This is a genomic window from Bacillus canaveralius (genome assembly GCF_002860125.1).
Lineage (GTDB): Bacteria > Bacillota > Bacilli > Bacillales > Cytobacillaceae > Bacillus_BJ > Bacillus_BJ canaveralius.
Genome location: NZ_PGVA01000024.1, coordinates 126,523 through 142,210, shown reverse-complemented (window position 1 = coordinate 142,210; position 15,688 = coordinate 126,523). Strand labels below are relative to the sequence as shown.

Annotated in this window: 14 protein-coding genes and 1 riboswitch; of the genes, 10 read left to right on the top strand and 4 right to left on the bottom strand. The window is 41.1% G+C overall.

Annotated features, from left to right (window positions below; genetic code table 11):
- Positions 1 to 42: 42 nt before the first annotated feature.
- Positions 43 to 195 carry a YpzG family protein gene (locus tag CU635_RS10625; protein ID WP_101577341.1) on the bottom strand — a complete coding sequence of 51 codons (153 nt, stop codon included), beginning with the start codon at positions 193 to 195 and terminating at the stop codon, positions 43 to 45.
- Between the two features lie 270 nt (positions 196 to 465).
- A riboswitch (Lysine riboswitch) is annotated at positions 466 to 646 on the top strand.
- Between the two features lie 98 nt (positions 647 to 744).
- Between CU635_RS10625 and CU635_RS10620 the strand changes: the two genes are divergently transcribed.
- From CU635_RS10620 to CU635_RS10575, 10 genes are all read left to right on the top strand, one after another.
- The gene (locus CU635_RS10620) at positions 745 to 2,142 is read left to right on the top strand and encodes an amino acid permease (protein ID WP_101577340.1); all 1,398 of its coding nucleotides are present in this window, start codon (positions 745 to 747) and stop codon (positions 2,140 to 2,142) included.
- Between the two features lie 278 nt (positions 2,143 to 2,420).
- Positions 2,421 to 3,686 (top strand): ammonium transporter, encoded by a 1,266-nt coding sequence (locus tag CU635_RS10615; protein ID WP_101577339.1) that lies wholly within the window; start codon positions 2,421 to 2,423, stop codon positions 3,684 to 3,686.
- A gap of 59 nt (positions 3,687 to 3,745) precedes the next feature.
- Positions 3,746 to 4,717, top strand: a complete 972-nt coding sequence (locus CU635_RS10610) for a DUF294 nucleotidyltransferase-like domain-containing protein (protein ID WP_101577338.1) — start codon at positions 3,746 to 3,748, stop codon at positions 4,715 to 4,717.
- Positions 4,714 to 5,427 (top strand): exonuclease domain-containing protein, encoded by a 714-nt coding sequence (locus tag CU635_RS10605; RefSeq protein WP_101577337.1) that lies wholly within the window; start codon positions 4,714 to 4,716, stop codon positions 5,425 to 5,427. Before CU635_RS10610 ends, CU635_RS10605 begins: the two co-directional genes overlap by 4 nt.
- 210 nt (positions 5,428 to 5,637) lie before the next feature.
- Positions 5,638 to 6,633: a LacI family DNA-binding transcriptional regulator gene (locus tag CU635_RS10600; protein WP_101577336.1), complete on the top strand. Its 996-nt coding sequence runs from the start codon at positions 5,638 to 5,640 to the stop codon at positions 6,631 to 6,633.
- A 136-nt stretch (positions 6,634 to 6,769) separates the two neighbouring features.
- Positions 6,770 to 8,005 (top strand): ABC transporter substrate-binding protein, encoded by a 1,236-nt coding sequence (locus CU635_RS10595; protein WP_101577335.1) that lies wholly within the window; start codon positions 6,770 to 6,772, stop codon positions 8,003 to 8,005.
- Between the two features lie 62 nt (positions 8,006 to 8,067).
- On the top strand, positions 8,068 to 8,931 hold the full coding sequence (locus tag CU635_RS10590; RefSeq protein ID WP_101577334.1) for a carbohydrate ABC transporter permease: 864 nt from the start codon (positions 8,068 to 8,070) through the stop codon (positions 8,929 to 8,931).
- Positions 8,932 to 8,933: 2 nt separating this feature from the next.
- The gene (locus tag CU635_RS10585; RefSeq protein WP_101577463.1) at positions 8,934 to 9,752 is read left to right on the top strand and encodes a carbohydrate ABC transporter permease; all 819 of its coding nucleotides are present in this window, start codon (positions 8,934 to 8,936) and stop codon (positions 9,750 to 9,752) included.
- A gap of 66 nt (positions 9,753 to 9,818) precedes the next feature.
- A complete protein-coding gene (locus CU635_RS10580; RefSeq protein WP_101577333.1) occupies positions 9,819 to 11,498 on the top strand; it encodes a glycoside hydrolase family 13 protein in 1,680 nt (559 codons plus the stop codon).
- Between the two features lie 31 nt (positions 11,499 to 11,529).
- Entirely contained in the window at positions 11,530 to 13,164 is a 1,635-nt protein-coding gene (locus CU635_RS10575) for a glycoside hydrolase family 13 protein (RefSeq protein ID WP_101577462.1), read from the top strand.
- Positions 13,165 to 13,375: 211 nt separating this feature from the next.
- Here CU635_RS10575 and CU635_RS10570 read toward each other — a convergent pair whose 3' ends face one another.
- The 3 genes from CU635_RS10570 to CU635_RS23780 form a co-directional block, all read right to left on the bottom strand.
- On the bottom strand, positions 13,376 to 13,666 hold the full coding sequence (locus CU635_RS10570) for a hypothetical protein (RefSeq protein ID WP_101577332.1): 291 nt from the start codon (positions 13,664 to 13,666) through the stop codon (positions 13,376 to 13,378).
- A 92-nt stretch (positions 13,667 to 13,758) separates the two neighbouring features.
- Positions 13,759 to 14,280: a hypothetical protein gene (locus CU635_RS23785; RefSeq protein ID WP_245917405.1), complete on the bottom strand. Its 522-nt coding sequence runs from the start codon at positions 14,278 to 14,280 to the stop codon at positions 13,759 to 13,761.
- Positions 14,281 to 14,283: 3 nt separating this feature from the next.
- Complete coding sequence (locus CU635_RS23780; RefSeq protein WP_125928030.1) at positions 14,284 to 15,123, bottom strand: hypothetical protein; 840 nt, start codon at positions 15,121 to 15,123, stop codon at positions 14,284 to 14,286.
- Positions 15,124 to 15,688 lie beyond the last annotated feature (565 nt).

Genomic DNA, 15,688 nt, shown 5'->3' with positions numbered 1-15,688 from the left:
AAGACCGAAGAAGTCTTCTTTCTTTTTAGTTCAGAAATATCCTTACCACCTGTGAGCCTTTGCGTTACTTCTTAGTATAATGGTCATTTGCGACATCTGAGTGTGTCCATTTACTTGCGAACTCGCGCGCTTACGTCTCGTCCAATTGTGGTGAAACTGTTGAGAATGTGGATCCAAGTGATCTTTATAGCTCATTTTGAATCACCTCATAATAGGATAGAATATGCTAAAACACGTGATAACGTGATATTCACGAATATCATTAACAGTATTTGAATACATTGAATAAAAAATACATCCTGCGCGCAAACCAAAGTTTTTATTTTTTTGGCCGACGAGCAAAATTCCCGAACAGACTAATAATAACAACTAATCTGAATTCTAGCGGGATTGTTGACAGATGGTTGCGATGTTGCTATTCTCAATACTAGCAATTTCATATGAACAAAATCCTCATCGCTATCTCGGTGAGGTAGAGGTTGCGGCAATTAAGAGTAGCTTTTTCTGAGGTCTGTTGGGATCTGAGACGAAGAGTGAAAGGAATTGCTGCCGAAGTATGGATGGACCCACACAGCCGTTCACGCTGGGACTGCATTGAATAGGTGCAGGACTGTCGCAGATTATTCTGGGGAGAGCTATGAACGAGATAGGATGCGGGTTTTTTTATATTCACAGAAACGCGCGGGTACACTATACCTACGCGTTTTTTATTGTTTAAATACTAGATTCCTTGGGGGTTTTTGCATGAATGAAAAAAATTGGGGACTTTGGCTGCTGACAGCTTTAGTCGTCGGAAATATGGTAGGTTCGGGGATTTTTATGCTTCCAAGTACACTGGCGCAAATTGCCAGCCCTATGGGAGTTACGATTGCCTGGATCATAACAGGTTTCGGAGTTCTGATGATCGCACTGGTCTTTGGGAAATTATCAATTCGCCGTCCTGATTTAACGGCAGGTCCGCAAAGCTATGCGCGTGCTCTGTTCCAATCCGAAAGTAAAGGGAAATTAGCCGGATTTAGCATGGTCTGGGGATACTGGGTCGCAAACTGGATCAGTAATGTTGCGATCATCACGAGCTTAGCCGGATATTTGTCAACCTTCTTCCCGGTAATGGGCAGCTCTGCTGTTCTCTTTACTATCGGGGGCCAGCCAATTGAAGCAGGAAGATTGGTTACATTCATCGTTTGTACGATTTTGCTATGGGGAACTCATTATATCTTAATTACAAACCTCAATGCTGCCGGAAAATTAAATTTCGTTGCAACAGTTTCAAAGGTTATCGGATTTTTATTATTCATTGTTGCTGCCTTGTTTGCTTTCCAGTCCTCCAACTTGGGTGAGTTCTATACAACAGTAGTCGATGCTGAGGGGCAAACGCACAATCTTGCCAGCCAAATCAATTTAGTCATGATTTCAACGCTATGGGCATTTGTTGGCATTGAATCGGCTGTTATTTTATCCGGGCGCGCCAAATCGCAGCGGGATGTCAGCCGGGCAACCGTCATTGGATTATTCATTGCGCTCATTATTTACATGGGAATTACGATGCTCATCATGGGTATTTTACCTCAGGAAGTATTAAGAGCCTCTGATAAACCTTTTGTTGACGCCCTGTCCGCTATGGTTGGCGACAACGGTGGGACGATTATGGGAGTGCTCGCAGTTATTTCATTATTTGGCGCGACAATCGGCTGGGTATTGCTAAGCTCAGAAGTTCCATATCAAGCGGCAAAATCGGGGATTTTCCCGGCTTATTTTGCGAAAGTAAATAAAAATGGAAGTCCTGTTCGTGCCCTTACGGTTACAAATGCAATGTCACAGATCTTTATCTTTTCGACGATTTCCGGGACGATCAGTGAGGCCTATACATTTTTAACAACATCGGCAACACTTGCTTATTTAATTCCTTATCTTGTCTCAGCCATTTTCTTCTTGATGCTGACGATTAAAGGAGAAACATATGATCTCATCAAAGGACCGCGTGTTCTTGATGGCATCATTGCGGCATTGGCGTTGGTCTATTCGCTATATGTGATCAGATCGGGAACTGCGGATCTGCAAACATTTTCTTTAGGAATTGGGCTGTTCCTGGCCGGATTTATCATTTATCCGATTGTCAACCGCAAGAAGTCAAATAACTAACAAACAATATGAGAACAAAGCTGACTTGGGATTCAATCCTTTGCAAGTCAGCTTTGTTTTTTTATTTTCTCCTTAACACCTCCGAAAAACCGTCTGCAGATGATTTTATCTTAATGAATCAATTATTAATGTTATATTTTCTTACATTAAACAATCAGAAACTTTAAAATTTTCATTGACAGATCATTCATATCGGTTAAAATAAGAAATAATAAATCAATGTTATATTTTCTAACATGAAATGTTATGAAAAACACATTGAAAAAGGAGGAAAATGTATGGACACCATCTTTTTGATGAACAGCTTGTGGGTAATGGTAGGAGCAGTTTTAGTCATTTTGATGATCGGTGGATTTATTCTGCTTGAAGCCGGCTCGACTCGAATGAAAAATGCGGGTCATATCGCAGGAAAAACGATCTTTACGTTTGGGCTTGCCTCACTTGTGTTTTGGGCAGTAGGATTTGGCTTTATTTTTGGTGATAATGCGAACTTTTTCGTTGGTCTTTCCCACTTTTTTTATTCCGGTTATGAAATTGAAGGAATCAATCTTTCCTCATCGGTTTTCTTCCTATTTCAATTGGCTTTTGCAGGAATCGCGATTACCATCGCGCTCGGAGGCTTTGCGGAGCGCGCTAAATTATCGGTCTATTTAGTTTTCACTATTCTGTTTTCCGCGCTCGTCTACCCGGTGGTTGCCCACTGGATTTGGGGCGGAGGCTGGTTGGCGGAACATGGTAAACAGGATTTCGCCGGATCTACCGTGGTGCATTTGACTGGTGCAATGGCTGCTCTGGCTGCGACATTACTGCTTAAACCAAGAATCGGCAAGTATAATAAAGATGGTTCGGCCAATAACATTTACGGGCATAACCAAGTATATACTTCCTTAGGGGTATTGATTTTATGGATTGGCTGGTTTGGATTTAATGCGGGCAGTACGGTTTCTGTAGATGGTGGATTTTTCGGTTTCGTTGCGTTGAATACAAATCTAGCCGCCGGAGCCGGTGCTGTTGCCGCTTTGTTAATCTCATGGGTCGTAATGGGTAAATCGGATGTAACGACATTGCTGAACGGAGCACTTGCCGGGTTGGTCGCAATCACCGCATCATGTGCTTTTGTCGACACATGGGCAGCGGTTGTGATCGGGTTTGTCGCAGGAATGCTAGTGTTCTATAGTGCAAGATTTTTTGAAAAGAGAAAAATTGATGATCCGATTTATGCCTTATCCGTTCACGGCGCAGCTGGAGTTTGGGGAACAATATCAACCGGCTTCTTTGCAACACCAGAACTTGCAACTGTTGGCTTACCCGGGTTATTTTATGGTGGAGGGCTTACCCAGCTGGGCGTTCAATTAATGGGGGTAGCAGTTTCAGGAGCTTATGCATTTGCCGTTTCATTCGCAATTTTATTCGTCGCCAAGAAAGCGATGAAAGGGCTTCGAGTAACAGAAGAAGAAGAGATTATGGGACTGGATATGAGCGAGCACGGCAGCTACGGATATCCTGAAGTATTCATGGCAAAAGAGAATAAACTGACCTCATAAGATCAAAAATTCTGCAATAGGCTGATGAAATTTCTGCCGGGTACGAAGGAAGTGTTGCAATGGCCGATGGTTTTGAATCTTATGAAGCGATTAAAATATGGAAGGATGAAGCGATTCATTCGTTTCAGGGAGATACTCTTTCCTTAAATGAGTTTCATGACAGAGTGTTACGCAAGGTTTATCAGCTTGCGGCATGCCGATTGAACAATGGTTCCCCTCCCTGCAGCTATTCCTGGTTTATTACGGGCAGTGGAGGGCGGTTTGAGCAAGGGCTGATCAGCGACCAGGACCATGGCATTATTTACGAAAGGTCCAGCCCGGAAGCCGCTGAGTATTTTCTGAGGCTTGGCGAAGAGCTTTCCCTTGGAATGGCTATAGTCGGATACCCTTATTGCGAAGGGAAAGTAATGAGTTCGAATCCGCTCTGGTGCCAATCGAAGGTTGAATGGAAAGCGCAGCTTTTGCAGTGGCTCGAGGAGGAAAGCTGGCAGTCAATCCGTTATTTGCATATATTTTACGATTCGCGGCCGCTGGTCGGTGCGGAAAGCTTTGTAAACGAGCTGAAGTCGTTTATTTATGACTTTCAAAAAGAGCATCCGAAAATATTAATGCGTTTATTAGAAAATGTCATGCATATGAAAAACGCAGTCGGCCCTTTTGGACAAATTATTCCCGAGGAAAAAGGCTTGTATAAAGGTTCGATCGATTTAAAAAATACTGCGATTATTCCATATGTCAATGCCGTCAGGATTTTGGCGCTAAAAGAAGGGATAAAAGAGACGTCAACTCTGGCGAGAATTGACCGGTTAACAAAAAATCATCATGAACTGTTGGACTATAGAGAGAATTTTAGAAAGCTGTTAAGCTATCGACTTTCACTGGCTGCAAATAAATCGTATGATGAAGGCCATTATTTGAGCATAAAAAAACTAAGTAAAGCTGAAAAACATGAACTAAAGAAAATCCTTAAAGATGGAAAAAAGCTGCAACAATACGTCCAGGCAATTGTTGAAAAGGGTGTAAGAAAATGAGATTTCCGCTTATTGATATGATGAGAGGAATTCACGGAAAGATCAATTCAACCGTGGGGGGGCAGAGCTCTCAACAAGTGGCATTTTTGCGGCAGCTGCAAAAAGAGATGAAGGTCGAAGCATCAATGACCATACCTTTACACGAGTTGAATGTTGTTGTATTTGATATCGAAACGACCGGTTTTTTTCCTGACCAGGGAGATGAAATGATCTCATTGGGAGCAGTTCGGGTTTGCGGCCGGGAAATTCATGAAAACGAGGTATTTTACTCACTTGTTCGTTACGAGAAAAATCTTTCACCGGAAATAGAGAGACTGACCGACATTACAAGTGATGAACTGAAACATGCACCTTATCTTTCAGATGTCCTTATTCAATTTTTTGAATTCGTAAACGGTGATACCCTTGTTGCCCATCATGCAAATCATGAAAAAAGCTTCTTGCAAAATGCATGCTGGAAACTGTTTCGCGCACCTTTAAAGCATCGAATTATTGATACATCGTTTTTGTACCGAATTGCCGAACCTAAAGCAAACATGGTCAGGCTCGAAGATTTTTGTGAACATAATGGCATACCGGTCGCAGATCGCCATCATGCGCTTGGAGATGCAAAGTTGACCGCTAAGCTTTGGTGCTGCTATCTGTCAAAAATCGACGAACTTGGCTGCCGTACTTTATCAGATATATATGAACGGGTTGCGAAGCTGTAGGAGAACAAGAGAATGAGCAGGAAGCAACAAATCAATCAAACTAAAAAATAAACCTGGTGCAGAGGAGAATTTTAATTCTCTTTATGATCAGGTTTTATTTTTTATAGCAAAAAAAATTTTTCGAAAAACATTGAAAGGGTTTTCAATTAGTGCTAAGATCATTACGTAAACGTTTTCGTAATTTTGATGCTTCCAGAAAGAGGGTGGGATATGGAATACACCATCAAAGATGTTGCAAAGAAAGCAAATGTCTCGATTGCAACGGTATCAAGAATAGTTAATAACCAAACGGGATTTTCTGAAAAAACAAAACGAAAAGTGCTGGACGTGATTGAGGAATTAGGCTATCAGCCTAATGCTGTTGCCAGGGGCTTGATTAATAAGAGAACGCATACGATCGGGGTACTTTTTCCGAAGTTTTCCGGAATGCTGGTCACAGAGTTTTTAAGTGGAATTGAAAAAGCAGCCAATGAACAGGGATCGAGCGTTATCGTCTGTCATACAGAGTCAAACGGTGAAAAAACGATGAAGTACCTTCAGTTACTGAATGAAAAAAGAATTGACGGAATTATTTTTACCAGTGAAGTTCTAAAAGATGAATACTATCAATATATTAAAAAGATGAAGGTCCCAATGGTGCTTCTTTCAACTGAATCGTACGTTTATCCGGTACCCTATGTAAAAGTGAATGACAGGCATGCCGCATACACAGCGACGCAATATCTAATTCAGAAAGGACATAAAAAAATTGCGATGATCAGCGGGAATAAAGACGATATTATTGCGGGGAAACCGCGAATAGACGGCTACATCAACGCAATGACAGATAACGGCCTTCCTGTAAACGACAAATACATTATTAACAGTAAAAGCTTTGCTTTCCAGGACGGGGTCGAAGGGTTGGAAGCTTTGATGCGGCAGGCTCCGGGAGTAACCGCGGTTTTTGCAGCCAGCGATGAGATCGCAATTGGTGCCTTATCAAAAGCATATCAGCTTGGGATTAAAGTTCCTGATGACCTATCGATTATTGGGTACGATAATTTGAGCATTGCGGAAATGTCGGCACCCCCGTTAACATCTGTTGCGCAGCCGTTAGCTGAAATGGGGGAAATGGCCACAAAAATGCTGTTTGAGATGATGGAAACCGGACAGAGCGTGGAAAGCCGGATTATGCCACATCAAATTATCGAAAGAAACAGTGTATAAAGAAGAATAATCATTCTTCTTTTCTCAACTCTTTTACGTAAACGTTTACGTAAATATCGGACAAGATAGGAATTTTTTTAAGACGCAAAAAGTAAACGTTTACGTAATTAAAAAATGATATTCAGGGGGAAAAACAATGTTTAAAAAAATGATTGCAGGTATGATGGCTCTGGCGCTGGGTGCTGGATTGTTAGCGGGATGTTCATCTTCAAGCGAAAGCGCAGATGGAAAGGTCACGTTGGAGATGTTTTCAAATAAGCCGGAGAATATAGAAACCTATAAAGGGTTAATCAAAGATTTTGAGAAACAAAACCCGGATATTAAAGTGAAGCTCGAGGCACCACCTGAAGCAGAAACCGTTTTAAAAACACGGTTAACGAAAAATGATATGCCTGACATAATGGCAATCGCGGGTAATGCGACATATGGAGAGCTCGGTCGTGCCGGTGTCCTTCATGACTTTACTGATTCTGAGCTTGTAAAGAATGTTCAGCCTTCCTACGTTGAAATGATTGGCCGTTTGGTCGGGTCTGAAACGGATGGAATATTCGGTCTTCCATACGCATCGAACGCCAATGCGGTGATTTATAATAAGCAAAAATTTGCAGAGCTTGGCTTGCAGGTTCCTGCGACCTGGGATGAATTTATCGCTGTACTTGATCAAGCGAAAGCTGCCGGTCAGATCCCGATTTACTTCACCTTGAAAGACGCCTGGACAGGAATGATCTCATGGAACTCTTTAGGTGCTAATACCGCAGGGGACGATTTTGCCGAGGAGAAAACGGCAGGTAAAACTACATTTGTTAAAAGCTATGGTGAGGCTGCTGACAAAATGTTATCTCTTATAAGCTATGGTCATAAAGATAATATGGGAGTTGCTTATAAAGACGGAAATAATGCGTTTGCGAGTGGAAAGTCTGTCATGTACATCCAGGGCAACTGGGCGATTCCGGAAATTTTAAAGGCAAATCCGGATATTCAGCTTGGAGTATTTCCAATGCCGGTCACAAATGATCCAGCTCAAAATAAATTGGTTTCAGGTGTTGATGTACTACTTGGTGTGAATGAGGATACAGAGCATAAAGACGAAGCATTGAAATTTGTTGAATTTATGATGGAAAAAGAAACAGCGAAACGTTATATTGATGAACAAAAAGCCTTCTCTGCTATCGAAGGTGTCTTCCAGGAGGATCCGGTATTTGAAGGAATTAAAGCTAATTTTGAATCCGGAGCGATTACGAGCTTTCCTGATCATTACTACCCAGCAGGAATGGGAGCAGAAAACATCGTTCAAGAGTTTTTAATTGAACAAAAGAAAGAGGCTTTTCTAAAGAAAATGGACAGCGAGTGGGACAAAGTCCAAAATCGCTAAAAGGATCAATGCCCGGGGCATCTGCAGCGGAGGCCCTGGGCTGTTAAGAAGGAGAGGTTTCGATGAATAAGAAAAACAAAACATTCTTGGTCATTGCAATTCCTGCGTTTGTCCTTTTCTTTACTTTTCACACATATCCTGCACTGCAGGGGATTTTTTATAGCTTTACTGACTGGAAAGGGTACGGAAATTGGAATTTTGTCGGATTGAAGAATTACTTAAATGTATTTAAGGATGAACGGGCGCTCGATGCCTATATATTCACCTTTAAGTTTGCGATTATATCAACCATTATCGTCAACATGATCAGCTTGCTGGTTGCGATGGGCCTTAATTCAAAGATTAAATTCCATAAATCACTACGGGCTGTCTATTTTTTACCGTATATTCTAAGCATACTGATTGTTGGCTTTATTTTTAACTTTGTGTTTACCCATTTCCTGCCGAAGATTGGCGAAGCAACTGGGCTTGAATTCTTGTCAACAAACATCCTGGGAGACCCTGACCTTGCCTGGATCGGGATCGTTATTGTTGCCGTCTGGCAGGCAGTCGCATTTAATACGATTCTTTATTTAGCAGGTCTTGTCACGATTTCTGAGGATTTATATGAAGCAGCGAGCATTGATGGCGCCAATCATTGGACGAGGTTCTGGAAGATTACCTTTCCACTAATCGCTCCTTTCTTTACGATTAATATGGTGTTATCGATGAAAAACTTCTTGATGGTATTTGATCAAATTATGGCCCTGACTGGTGGGGGGCCAGGTCAATCAACCGAATCGATTTCGTTGCTCATCTACCGCGGCGGATTCGAGGGCGGCGAATTTGCTTACCAATCGGCAAATGCCGTTATATATTTCATCATTATTGTTGTCATTTCGATCATTCAGCTTAAATTTTTAGAAAAAAGAGAGGTGGAAAGCTAATGATGACGAAAAAAACAAATTGGCCTGTTACCATTCTCTTAATTTTGGGGTCATTATTTATTGTATTTCCGCTCTATTTAACCGTCACAATTGCGTTTAAAACGCCAGCTGAAATGGCAGGAAACTTATTGGCGCTGCCGCAATCATGGTCATTCAATAACTTTACGGAAGCGATCGAGATGACGAATTTCTTCAACGCCTTCAAAAATAGTTTATTCGTCACTGTTTTTGTTGTCATCTTTACGGTCCTTACGAATTCCCTGGTTGCATATGCGGTGGCCCGCAATCTTCATAAGAAGTTTTATAAGTTTTTGTATTATTATTTTATTAGTGCGATGTTTATTCCGTTTCCAATTATTATGCTTCCGATTGTAAAACAAACGAGTGCATGGGGAATGGATAATTTAGTCGGATTGATTATCCTTTATATCGTTTTCAATTTATCATTTAATGTATTTATATATATTGGATATATCAGATCGATACCAAAAGAACTCGAGGAAGCAGCAATTATCGATGGTGCGAGCACATGGGGAGTTTTTTGGAAAATCATTTTCCCGCTCTTGGCGCCTATGAATGCAACAGTTGCGATTATCACATGCCTTGGCGCGTGGAATGATTTTATGCTTCCGCTAGTGATGCTAAGCGACCGCGATATGGCGACTTTACCGCTCGTCCAGTATATTTTCCAATCGCAATTCAGCACAGATTATAATCTGGCCTTTGCTTCTTATTTAATGGCGTTAGCTCCGATGATCATTGTTTATATCTTTGCGCAAAAATGGGTAATCAGCGGCGTGATGAGAGGTTCGATAAAATAAACAGTTTTAAGAATGTAGAAACTACAATAATACGCTATACAAAAATCAGTGATTGGAGCGATCGTTTTGAACAAAACCTGGTGGAAAGAGAGCGTCATTTATCAAATTTATCCCCGCAGCTTTAATGATAGCAATGGCGACGGGATCGGTGATTTACAAGGAATTACCGAAAAACTTGATTATTTGAAAGAATTGGGTGTCGATGTCATCTGGTTATCACCGGTCTATAAATCCCCGAATGATGACAATGGTTATGACATTAGTGATTACCAGGATATTATGGATGAATTCGGAACAATGCAAGACTGGGAGAAGCTGCTTACAGAAGTGCACAATCGCGGCATGAAGCTGATTATGGATCTGGTCGTGAACCATTCATCCGATGAGCATAAGTGGTTTGTTGAATCAAGAAAATCGAAGGACAATCCTTATCGAGACTATTATGTTTGGCGCCCGGGAAAGGATGGGCGTGAGCCGAATAATTGGGAGTCGGCGTTCAGCGGTTCTGCCTGGCAATACGATGAAGCGACAGAAGAGTATTATCTTCATTTATTCAGTAAAAAACAGCCAGATCTGAATTGGGAGAACCCTGACTTAAGGAAAGAAGTTTACAAAATGATGACATGGTGGCTAGATCAAGGGATTGACGGCTTCCGAATGGATGTGATCAACTTTATCTCCAAAGAACCAGGCCTACTGGACGCTCCTAATCCTGAAGGGAAAAAGTATGTGGGAGGCGGGAGGTTTTATATGAACGGCCCCCGTATTCATGAGTTTTTGCATGAAATGAACAATGAAGTTCTTTCAAAATATGACATCATGACCGTTGGTGAAATGCCGGGTGTTACTGTAGACGAAGCGAAGCTTTATACAAGGGACGATCGCGAAGAACTAGATATGGTTTTCCAATTTGAACATGTCGATCTGGATTCAGGACCAAATGGAAAGTGGGATTTAAGACCTCTTGATCTTCGTGATTTAAAACAAAGTATTACGAAGTGGCAAACAGGCCTAAACGGGGAAGGCTGGAACAGTCTTTACTTAAATAACCACGACCAGCCGCGCATGGTGTCCCGGTTTGGCGACGATGGGAAATATCGGGTAGAGTCGGCGAAAATGCTCGCGACATTCCTCCATATGCTTCAAGGTACTCCGTATATTTACCAGGGTGAAGAAATCGGCATGACCAATGTCCGCTTTGATTCGATTAAAGACTATAAAGATATTGAAATCCTAAATATGTACAAGGAAAAAGTGATTGAAGGCAATGAAAGCCATGATAAAGTGATGGAATCGATTTACGTCAAGGGCAGGGATAATGCCAGAACACCTTTTCAATGGGACGACTCAGAACATGCCGGCTTTACAACCGGTGAACCTTGGTTGAAAATAAACCCTAACTACCATGAAATTAATGCAAAACAAGCGGTTGAAGATCAAAACTCAGTTTATCATTATTATCGCAAGCTTATTAAACTTCGCAAACAACATCCGATTATTGTTTATGGGGATTATCAATTGATTCTTCCGGAAGATAAGCAAATTTTTGCTTATACCCGTTCCCTGGAAAATGAGAAGCTGTTGGTCGTCACTAATTTTAGCGGTGAATCTGTTCCATTCTCATTGCCTGAAGATGTCGATTTCACTGCAAATGAACTATTAACCAGCAACTATGCGATTGAAGGAAAGCCATCTCTATCGTTTGAATTGCGGCCATATGAAGCAAGAGTTTATAAGGGTTTTTAATTTAGAACGGGAGCTGACCTTGATGAATTCACTGAAAAAAACATGGTGGAAGGAAGCTGTTGTATACCAAGTGTATTGGCGCAGTTTCTATGATACGAACGGGGATGGCTATGGTGACCTGCAAGGTGTAATCGAGAAGCTTGATTATATAAAAAGTCTTGGCGTTGATGTTATTTGGCTTAATCCTTTTTACGAATCACCTGATCGCGATAATGGCTATGATATCAGCGATTATTATGGAGTAATGGGCAAGGCTGGCGACATGCCAACCTTCGAGACGCTTGTGAAAGCAATTCATGAGCGTGGCATGAAAGTGATTATGGACCTTGTTGTTAACCATACTTCTGACAAACATCCATGGTTCATTGAATCCCGTTCCTCAATTGATAATCAAAAGCGTGATTGGTATATTTGGAAAGATCCGAAGGACGGGCGGGAGCCGAGCAATTGGCGGTCTTATTTTGCCCCGTCGACATGGGAGCTGGATGAGGCAACCGGCCAATATTATTTCCATTCGTTTGCGGTCGAGCAGCCTGATTTAAACTGGCAAAACCCGGAGCTTCGCAGCGAAATTTATAAAATGATGCGCTTTTGGCTTGATAAAGGGATCGATGGATTCCGCATGGATGTCATTAATTTGCTTGCAAAACAGGAAGGATTTCCAGATGCCGAAAATCCATTCGATATTAGCTACTTGGCCAATAATCCGGGGATACATGATTATTTGCAGGAAATGAACAGGGAAGTTCTGCAGCATTACGACGTGATGACAGTAGGGGAAATTCCGTTCGTGACGCCGGAGGAAGGCCTGCTTTATGTAGGGGAAGACAGAAACGAGCTGAACACACTCTTTCATTTTCAGGTTGCCGACGAAATGGCGACGTGGGATATGCTTCGTTATAAGGAAATCCAAACCCGCTGGTATGAAGGCTTGAAGGGGAAAGGCTGGAATTCGCAGTTTCTCAATAATCATGATCACACGCGCCAGGTAACCCGGTATGGAAACGATCGTGAATACCGTGTTGAATCTGCGAAACTGCTGGCGACCATGGTTCATACTCTGCCGGGCATGCCATATGTTTATCAAGGCGAAGAAATCGGCATGACCGGGGTCCGCTTTGATTCGATCGATGATTATGATGATGTTGCTATGAAGAACAAGTACAAAGAATTGGTTGAAAAAGGGCAGGATCCGGATGAAGTGTTTGAAAGCCTGCTTCTACCCAGCCGCGATAATTCAAGAACGCCAATGCAGTGGGATGATAGCGATCAGGCTGGGTTCACGTCGGGAAGACCATGGATAAAAGTGAACCCGAATTATCGGGGTATTAATGTGGAAAAAGCATTAAAGGACCCTGATTCTGTTTTCTATTATTATCAAAAGCTTATATCGTTAAGAAAAGACCATGAGGTTATGGTTTATGGGGATTATAAAGATTTATCCAAAGACGACCCAAATTTATATGTTTATACCCGCACTTACAATGGCAAGACATGGTTGGTCATTTTAAACCATTCGGATAAGGCAAACTCGTACACTCCTGTTTCAGAAATATCGACAGGAAAGCTAATCATCTCAAACTACCCGAATGAAGATTGTGCAGACTTCTCAGAGACAATGAATATAAGGCCGCATGAAGCGAGAGTTTATGAGTTAAATATCTGACAAGTCCACGACTTGTTTCACTTAAGAGAACCGCAGTTTAAAGCTAACGGGTTCTCTTCTGGGGGACAAAAGTAAAAAAAACAATAAAAATCACAAAATTTTAGCATCAAAAAAAGCATCGGTTTTCGCACCGATGCTTTTTAAATCGCTTTAATATTTAACATAAAAATTCGACATTGGTATCCGCTATTTCTCACAATTTTCCAATGTTTTACATAGACCAAACAGAAAAGTATGCAATTATATAAATAATATTAGATACTATCGCAATCATTGATTTTACTAACGGTTTTTCCTTAAGTATTATAGAACCAATTCCTAACATAGCTCCCCCAAGTGATACCATAACTGGTAGGACTATATTGCCAAAAAGTACAATTTGGTAAATGGTTCCGAAGATTACTCCACCTGAAAACGGAATTCTAATTAATAAAAAAAGCAAAATATTTAATAACAAATTGAAGCCTATGCACATAAACGAGAACTTACTTAACCTGCCCATCAACCTAAAACTCCTTCACCCTGTTTATTATTTACCTTCTAATTTTAGCTTATATTTTCACCATCCTTTATTAATTTTTCTAATTTTTACACTCACCTTAAATACAATATATCTTCAATGTTAAATCTCTTGTCAGTAATCCCTAAACGCTGTGCAGGAGTCAACTTTTGCTTATCATAAGATTTATAAGGCAAACAAAAATTGTAATACGTTCGGAGGATTGTGGTAGCCATTTGAGCGTATTTGGGATTGAAATTCGAATAGATATAGCTTTTCCCATCACCTCTTGCAGTTGTGAGTGGGCGTTCCAGGACCGACAATTTTCTGCGAATGTGTTGGATAAAGAAGTTGGTGGCGTGGTCATTTACATTCAAAATTAACCTTGCAACTTCTTCAGGTTCCAGTGAAGATAAGTCCGTCTTGCAATCCACTTTCGTATATCCTCGGTCAATGGAAGCAAGGGGATGAACAATTGGATTATTATCTTTGACCGTGAAGCTGTGTGTCGGTAAGACAATCTCCTTATGAAATTGATGACCACGATTTTTAAACAAATCTACAAGATAATGATAGGCAATTGTATAAGGATTGCGGCTGTCGATTCCCGTCGCCAATCCCTAATTATACAAATCGGTACTTGCCTCACTGAACTCCTGGTAGGCTTGTTTCCGTGATTTCTCACGGTCGGTTAGGCACAAGAAATGATGAGCCGAAAATGACCTGAAATCCTCCGAAAACACCCGATACATTGCTGAATGCAAGGAACTTTCGTTATCGGTCACAAATCGCCAATTTTGTGCCTTTAACAGGTCTTTGATAAGCCAATAATGAGCCATAGTGGTGTAAGTTCCGTTTGTATGCAACCCTTCAATATAGTGGTTTCTGGTATCGAATTCATCGAGTTTTTTCTTGTACTCAGCCATCGTTTGAGTGTCATTTTCCGTTGGCTCTTGCGGATAAGAGCTGAACCGTAATCTTGCATGTTTACGAGCAAATAGATGCAGATGGTCATCTTTATATAAAATGGTATCAAGCATTATATCTTCCATCCGTACATCCCAATCAAAAGCAACATCTGCCCGATATACATAACGGGAAAATACATCGGCAGAAATGATGATATGAGTTGAAAATTGCGTATCTTCCACATCATCATATCTCGCTCCGCCCATTCCTTTCTTTCGAACATTGTTCAAATTATAAATCATCTTGTCAGTATTTAACCAGACCGTTCCAAATGTTTTATTTTGAAGTGGCTTTTGTTCGTGCCGCTCCAAAAATTCTAAGCACCGACGATAGATCCATTCCAGTTTGCTGTAATAGGTTTTGACACCAATCTCCAAAACATCAATAGCTCTTGAAACAGGCATTTTGTTGACAAGCAGCTTCGTGAACAATGGAAGGATGTCATTTCTCTTTTGATTGTAGGTGGATGTTTGCCTTCTTGTCGGCATCATATCTGTTCTTTTCCCGCACTTTTTACATTGCCATCGCTGCGTTCCCGTTTTGCTTTTCCCTCTTTTATAGAAAAGGGAGGGATGTTCAAATGGATTTTCATCTGTATATTCACAGGATTCTTTATGAAACTGGTTCAGGCTCTATATCCTTTACAGAATTGATGCGGATTAACCGTTCGATTTCCTGTGCTACGCTCCAATTTGAATAGGTTTTAGAAGTGCAATTGAAAATCATTCCCCTGTTTGGATAAATGGGGTCAGGATTGCATTGGATTGATTTCTTATTTGATTGCCCGACAAGTTTGTAGCGATATGGTTTATTTTTGACTGTGGTAAATCGGACTTGAGGCTGACCAAACCACTTACAAAACTGGTCATCACAGAAGTTATATTGGATACTGGATCAACCCCGTTTATCCGAAATGTAACTGGATGAAACAAAGATTTACTGTACTTCGTCGCAAATTTTTTATCCGATAGAATGGGATAATCTTTATTTCTTTGGTTAATTTCATCCAATGAGAACGGACTATCAATTTCAACAATCGTATCCGAAACGGTTGCG

What these genes read in the sequence shown, in the direction of transcription:
- CU635_RS10625 (WP_101577341.1), bottom strand. Translation starts at nt 195, where the DNA reads ATGAGCTATAAAGATCACTTGGATCCACATTCTCAACAGTTTCACCAC.
- CU635_RS10620 (WP_101577340.1), top strand. Translation starts at nt 745, where the DNA reads ATGAATGAAAAAAATTGGGGACTTTGGCTGCTGACAGCTTTAGTCGTC.
- CU635_RS10615 (WP_101577339.1), top strand. Translation starts at nt 2,421, where the DNA reads ATGGACACCATCTTTTTGATGAACAGCTTGTGGGTAATGGTAGGAGCA.
- CU635_RS10610 (WP_101577338.1), top strand. Translation starts at nt 3,746, where the DNA reads ATGGCCGATGGTTTTGAATCTTATGAAGCGATTAAAATATGGAAGGAT.
- CU635_RS10605 (WP_101577337.1), top strand. Translation starts at nt 4,714, where the DNA reads ATGAGATTTCCGCTTATTGATATGATGAGAGGAATTCACGGAAAGATC.
- CU635_RS10600 (WP_101577336.1), top strand. Translation starts at nt 5,638, where the DNA reads ATGGAATACACCATCAAAGATGTTGCAAAGAAAGCAAATGTCTCGATT.
- CU635_RS10595 (WP_101577335.1), top strand. Translation starts at nt 6,770, where the DNA reads ATGTTTAAAAAAATGATTGCAGGTATGATGGCTCTGGCGCTGGGTGCT.
- CU635_RS10590 (WP_101577334.1), top strand. Translation starts at nt 8,068, where the DNA reads ATGAATAAGAAAAACAAAACATTCTTGGTCATTGCAATTCCTGCGTTT.
- CU635_RS10585 (WP_101577463.1), top strand. Translation starts at nt 8,934, where the DNA reads ATGACGAAAAAAACAAATTGGCCTGTTACCATTCTCTTAATTTTGGGG.
- CU635_RS10570 (WP_101577332.1), bottom strand. Translation starts at nt 13,666, where the DNA reads ATGGGCAGGTTAAGTAAGTTCTCGTTTATGTGCATAGGCTTCAATTTG.
- CU635_RS23780 (WP_125928030.1), bottom strand. Translation starts at nt 15,123, where the DNA reads ATGATGCCGACAAGAAGGCAAACATCCACCTACAATCAAAAGAGAAAT.